The organism is Bartonella tribocorum (genome assembly GCF_002777915.1).
GTDB classification, from domain to species: Bacteria; Pseudomonadota; Alphaproteobacteria; order Rhizobiales; family Rhizobiaceae; genus Bartonella; species Bartonella tribocorum_A.
Genome location: NZ_NJGE01000023.1, coordinates 20,955 through 27,293, shown reverse-complemented (window position 1 = coordinate 27,293; position 6,339 = coordinate 20,955). Strand labels below are relative to the sequence as shown.

5 protein-coding genes and 1 pseudogene are annotated in these 6,339 nt (G+C 38.1%); all 6 read right to left on the bottom strand.

Annotated elements, in window-relative coordinates; genetic code table 11:
• Positions 1-27: 27 nt before the first annotated feature.
• Positions 28-288: pseudogene (locus CER18_RS10545) on the bottom strand (hypothetical protein); the annotation flags it as partial.
• Positions 289-450: 162 nt separating this feature from the next.
• Positions 451-1,815 carry an MFS transporter gene (locus CER18_RS08160; protein WP_100129517.1) on the bottom strand — a complete coding sequence of 455 codons (1,365 nt, stop codon included), beginning with the start codon at positions 1,813-1,815 and terminating at the stop codon, positions 451-453.
• Positions 1,816-2,222: 407 nt separating this feature from the next.
• Positions 2,223-2,867 (bottom strand): abortive infection family protein, encoded by a 645-nt coding sequence (locus CER18_RS08155; protein WP_245410070.1) that lies wholly within the window; start codon positions 2,865-2,867, stop codon positions 2,223-2,225.
• Between the two features lie 436 nt (positions 2,868-3,303).
• Positions 3,304-4,473, bottom strand: coding sequence for an MFS transporter (locus CER18_RS08150; RefSeq protein WP_100129516.1), 1,170 nt, complete (start codon positions 4,471-4,473; stop codon positions 3,304-3,306).
• 330 nt (positions 4,474-4,803) lie between these two features.
• Positions 4,804-4,977, bottom strand: a complete 174-nt coding sequence (locus CER18_RS10080) for a hypothetical protein (RefSeq protein WP_180299410.1) — start codon at positions 4,975-4,977, stop codon at positions 4,804-4,806.
• A 9-nt stretch (positions 4,978-4,986) separates the two neighbouring features.
• Positions 4,987-6,141 carry an MFS transporter gene (locus CER18_RS08145; RefSeq protein WP_100129515.1) on the bottom strand — a complete coding sequence of 385 codons (1,155 nt, stop codon included), beginning with the start codon at positions 6,139-6,141 and terminating at the stop codon, positions 4,987-4,989.
• Positions 6,142-6,339 lie beyond the last annotated feature (198 nt).

Sequence of the window (6,339 nt, the reverse complement as noted above, 5' to 3'; positions counted from 1 at the left end):
TTTTAAGCTTGCTTGAAAGCTAAAATTTTAAAACTTGAAAATGTCCTTACGGCTTCTGTAACCATAATAACCAAAAATACTGGAAATTATAGAACCAATCAAACTACCCAAAAAAAACCACCAACCCATCTTTGAGGCTGTGTTTGTGATTGTCGTGGCTGCGTTTTTTGCACCTTTGATCGTATCTTCAAGATTGTCAGAGAGGGTTTCAGCTCGTTCTTCAAGATTTTGAGAAAAGATTTTGGCTTGCTTTGCTAAAACTTTGAGGGCTTGTTCTGTTTTTTCCTGTTATGGTGTGTAACAGAGATGCTTAAGAGGTTGTAGTGCTTATGCTGTAGGGGGCATTTGTGAGCGTGTGTATGGGCTTACAGAAAAATACCCTACGATTTGGTATTCTCCAACCATAACAAATACTTCTATGATCTTATAACCACTGCAAATATTATCATCTCATAAATTTGCGCTCCTCTCCTTATGCGATAGGGAGAGTGTGAGACAAAACAGTAAAAATACAGCGATAGAGAAGAGGAAGAATATGAGATAGGTTTGGTTAAGGGTGAGGTATCCCTTTGTTAGCGTATGGAGTAAATAGCCTGCGAACACACCGCCCAAAGCGCCACCTATTTGCTGTAATATGCGTGTGATCACTGCTGTATCTTTAACGTATAAACTGTTGACATATTGTATGGGGGCGGAAAGGCATACAATGGTGGTAATACCAAGCCCTATACCCCTTAGTAAGAATCCTAATCCATCCATGCTTATCGTATAGCCAAAGCATAATAAGCCAAAGCTTGAGATCAGCAAACCAATGCCTATCATGAAAAAGGGCGATTTTTCTTTCCATTTCTGGTAAATAAATTTCCTGCCGATCCATGCTCCTACTCCTTGCAAAGCAAGGAGGGCGCCGATGATGAGAAGGCTCTTTTCATGGGGCTCTTCCAAGGCGGTCGCTAGTGGGAAATAAACAAGAAAGCTATAAAAAAGAAAGGAAGCAATTAGCCCCATGATCATGAGCAATGTGTAGCGTACATTTGTAAATCCACTAAAGACGATTAATTTGTTTTTTGCTTTCTGATTAGAAACAATGAACAATATGAGAGAGATGACCGCTATCAGTGCTATGATAAAGAGGATATTGTTGTTATTGATGTTTCTGGCTTCTGTGAGATAAAAAAATGAAATAAGGGATAGGGAAAAGGTTAAAAATGCCAGTAAGTTAAATTTTGTTTTTGCTGTTTCATTGGTTTTTAAATGTTTTGCTCCAATGGTGAGCGCCAAGAGAATAAGGGGAATATTAATAAAAAATAGCAACCGCCAAGAGACATACTGAGCAATTGAAGCACCAACCAGCGGACCAAAGGCTGGAGCAAAAACCGTTGGTACGGCTATGGTACCCATCGCTTGGCGTACTCGTGTCTGTCCAAATTGTAAGGCGATAATAGTTTGGCTGAGGGGCAGCAAAAGTCCTGTTCCAAAACCTTGAACAATACGGGCAGAGATAATGGTTTGAAAATCATAACTTAATCCTACCGCCAATGATCCAAGCATAAAAATGCAATTTGCAAGAAGCCATGTCTTTTTGATCCCTATTCTCCCTTGCATAAAAGCTGCCATCAATAGTCCGGGTACGGTGGCGAGAAAATAGGAGGTTACAATCCATTGTATATCATTGTCTCTCGTTGAAAAATAATGTGCAAGTCGAGGGAGGATGACATTAACAATGCTTCCATCGAGCAAGGGAAGTATACTGGAGATAATGACGGTATAGATGACATACTTTTCTGATTTGCTATAGGAATCTCTCTTTTGCATTCTTATGTCCCCCTGCTGATATTCTTCAAAATATTTGTTCTGTCCCATAAATCATAGGTTTTGAGAATGAATACCTGTTTGTGAGGGCTGTGATATCGGGATGAATGTGATGGAGAGAGCTGATGGTTTTCCCCAATGCTTGTTCCCTGATATTCCCCTTGAGGTACTCCCCTTTGCTTCCAAATAAAACGATCGGTTAAACGGATGTTGGTGAGTTTATCGAGGAGTCTATTTGCTGTCAATTTTTTTGCACGAAAGCAAAACAGAGTCTATACGAACGTGTAGGCTCTGCTCCAAAAGTCACATGGTTTGCCGTTTTTATAAGATCTTGACCGATTTTACAGATCTGTTTGCGTCCTGATGAAAAATTTATGTGGGGCAATCTATCTCGTTATCGAGAGCATTTTTTAGGATGTTTTGTGACGTAATTCTAAGATATACATTGCAAGGGCAGAGGCTGCATTAACAGCTAAGCGCGCATGACGAGGTTTGAGGTTGATTTTTCGAAAGCTTTCTTCTGAGTGACCATGGGCTGCTCCTTTTTTGTTTCTTAAATTCATGGTGCCCTCTGCAATTTTATATAGACCGGATGCAAACATTTTTAAGTCATTGACATCGAGATCTTTAGCTTTTTCTTTCTCCATATCTTTTGGATGAATCTTAGCGTGCTCTGCGATTTGTTGCCATAAAGCGGGAAGCGTACGAGCTGTTTCTTCATATGCGATAGAGTAGTGGTTGAGATAAGCTTTACAGGATGCCTCCAATAAATTTGCTGCATAGAGAACTGAAGCCCTTGGATCGGTTTCTATTTGTTTTAATGCTCTTTTTATTTCGGTTTCTGTTGCTAACAGCCCATTTTTTGCAACCTCTTTTTGCAACGTTTCTGTAGAGAGGAGACCAGCTTTAATAATATATCCTCCACGCACATACTGCAATCCATCTTTCTTTAACGTTTCTAAAATTTGACGTCGAGCGTTTTCTAACTGTTCTATTTTTTCATATAATAGTAGGTTAATTCCGGTTGGGTCTGGGTCAAAATATTCTTTTTCCATAAGATCAGAAAGTAGATTACCAAGAATCTCAAGTGGTTCATTGCATTCTATATTGATTGCCTGCAGCCATGCTTGAACCTTGACAGACTTTGAATCCTCTGGAGTTTTATTAGGGGTATTGGATGTAAGAAATAAACTATCTAACTGGTTATGAGTATAATGGTCTGCAAATATTTGAGGGAGTAGTTCAATGATTGCAGGAGGAATTTTGTTTTTCTGAGATGTTTTTTGCGGTGATGATCATTGCATTATATGCTCTTATAATATGAAAAAATAGTATATGAGGTTGTAATGGAGAAAAATAATGGATGCGTCGCGAAGCAATCATTTGATCTCAAGTGTCAATAAATGCAAAGACTCTTGCAATTAGTGCAATTCATTCTGGAAGGCTTATTTTTCTGCATGATAAGAAGATTAGACGTGAGATTGTTTGAATTTACTTTTTTGCTTTTTTCATGAAGAGCAGGAGAGAGAGAAGAGCAGCACTAAGAGAGGCAATACTCAACATTTGCCAAGCCGATAAACCAAAAAGAGCTTTGTTGTATAAGAGAGAGCCAAAGTAACTTCCTGCCATTCCTCCAAAAGCACTCGACAAACTCATGATGCCAAATGCACTAGCGATGAGGCGTTCATCTATATTTGTCGCATCATAATCAAGACGTATGCGCATAATGATTTCGGCAAAGGTAAAAAAAATGATTGCTAAAAAGAGACTAAGGTAAGAATGATCAAGAGTATGGAGAAGAAAGAATGAGAGTGCAAAAAAAACAAAGGATAACACGATAGGCATTTTGGAGTTTTCTCTACAAGACCATCTTGAGATAGGTATTTGGAAAAAGATGACAATAAGAGCATTGAGGAGAAAAATGTATGAGGGGGCATTTCTCCCAAAGTTTTGGTCACCAAACAGAGGGATTGTGACTTCAAGTTGTATGTAAAGAAAGAGAAATAAAAACGTAAAAAGTGCTATACGAAGCATTTTTTTATTGGTGAGCAGTTTTTGAAAATCAGAAAAATTTATTTTACTGCGTGTGCTGGTACTCGGACTTTCTTTTAATGTGCAGTTGAGAAGCAATAATAAAACAAAAATAAAACCAACAAGACTAAATAATAAGTGGGGATGAATTTTTAAAATGAGCATTCCAAGTAATGGGCCAATGGCTGTCCCTATGTTGGCAAAAATGGATCTGGTGGCTAAAATATCAACTTTGTCAGCTGTTGAGACGTTTTTTACTAAAAAAGATTTTGCAGCAGGAAAATACATACTGCTTCCCAGTCCAATAAAGATGCAGGAGAGAAGCAGGATATAAAAATTATGCGTAAAACCAATGGTAAGATAGCCTGGTATCCGCATCGCTAGACCCAAAAGCATAGTTTTTTTGATATGGACATAATCGGAGAGTATTCCTCCGAAAAGGGAGCCTGCTCTTTGGCACCAAAAAGCTGTTCCCATGATGGTCCCTACCTCTATTGCACTGAGGGAATTCAACTTGCTTAAGTAGATCGCCAAAAAAGGAACAACCATAAAGACTCCAACATTGCTCAAAAGAGTGGTGATGAGAACAAGGTGTACACTTGGCTGGAAACTGAGAATTTTACGCAACATTTAACTTTTCCACCATAATATTTATTTTATTTGTTTTAGAGGATATTGTTAATAGCGCTGTTTTTGCAGCTATACCAGTGGTAAATAAATCCTGATACAGAGATTATCCCACGAGGCTGAGGATTTCTTGTTTCTGTAAGATGTGAGGTGAGAGGTGTTTATTTGTGGACTGTATATTTCTAAGTGCATGTGCTTAAATGTTTCTGTTTTTTTGTCCGTGAGAAATATTTGACCTCTGTATTTTTTGAGTGTCCATTCTTTGCTAAAGCATTCAGAGGCATATGTAACATGGAGAAGGCGACAAATTTCATGGGCAAATAAAAATCCACCCTATAATCCTTCGGCTGTGAGGCAATTGGTAACAGATTTTACAGAGTAATTCTTGAAGACAGTTTTGAGATTCTTTGCCGCAGTGTGTGTTACAAACGCATAATTAAGCCATTTATGGCGAAGTGTTGTGGGCACTCTTGTTGTGCCACCGGTTGCAAAAATGATATATGACATTGGAACTCCTTACTTTTTCGTTTGTTTGAGGCAAAGGCAAGAGGCAAAAGCAGAGATACCAACAATCAGACAAAAAATGAAAGCGATATGCTGGTTAAAATAGCTGATGATCCATCCACTTGTCCATGAGCCTATCGCTTGGCCAATATTTGAAACAACAAGGATATAACTAAAAAAAACACTGGCAGAGAGGGGTGCAGTTGTTTTCCCTGCTTGATAGTATATCTCTGGAATCATGACAGATTCATAGACACTGTAAGCAATTAACGCAGTCACAGCGGTAAAGACGCCACCCATGAGGAAAAATGAGGAGAAACTTCCCATAAGTCCTAATAGGTAAAAAGTTGATTTATCGGAAAGGCGAAGATGTTTATTGATTATTCCTTGCCAGATACAAATACTGATGCCAACAATTGAAAAGAAAATTCCACTATAAGGGGCGAGATTGCTGTTAAATTTATTGAGAAGTGTTGTGGTTGTGATAAAAACTCCCATGAGGAATGCACAAAGCAAAGCTGTGACCAGCAAATAAGCAATAGAACGATTATGCCCTATTGTTTTTAAAGAAGAAAGAAGAGGCTTCTTTGTTGTTTTGTTCTTTTCAACGGATGCGTTTTTGTGAGGGTAGTGATAAACAATTTGAATGGATAGAATGCAAAGATAAAAACTAATGATGGCAAAAAAAGCCATCAAAAAAGCTGATGCATTGTATTTTATTGCACTCGTTGCAACGAGAGGGGCGATAACGACAGCAGCGTTTTGAAAAAAAGAATAAAGCGTTAATGCACGTTTAAGAGTACTTCCATTGAGATGTTCTGATAAAATTTCTCTCAAAAATGGCTTTGAAATTGCTTTCGAAAAAGCCATTAAGGTAAAAAAGACCAGCCATGCAGTAGATGTGAGCGATAGGATAACACATAGAAAAGCTATACTCCTTAAAATAAAGGCGGTCGCCATTAAAAGTTTACGCGAAAGTTTCTCTAATAAACCCGTTGTGGTTACCATGAGAATGCTTTCAAGGATTACTGATCCAGCGAGATAAAACGCAACATTTGCAGCAGTGATGAGAGAAGAGTTTCCAAGGAGAGGGAGTACAAAGAAAAAGGAAAATTCAGAAAGAAAAACGGCGCTATAGATGAAAAAAGTTATTTTATTTTTGCCCATGGAATTTCCATAGAAGTGTTGTTAAATGATCAAATACATTTTGTTGTATCTTTTGAGGGAGCTTTATGAGCCCTGTTTTTGCTGTACACATTTCGTTGAAATAGTATCCTTCCTGATTTACCAGCCAGTCCACTGCAAGAATATTGTTTTTGGTTTTTTCTACGATGTTTTTAGAAAGAGTGATCATTTCAGGATAGA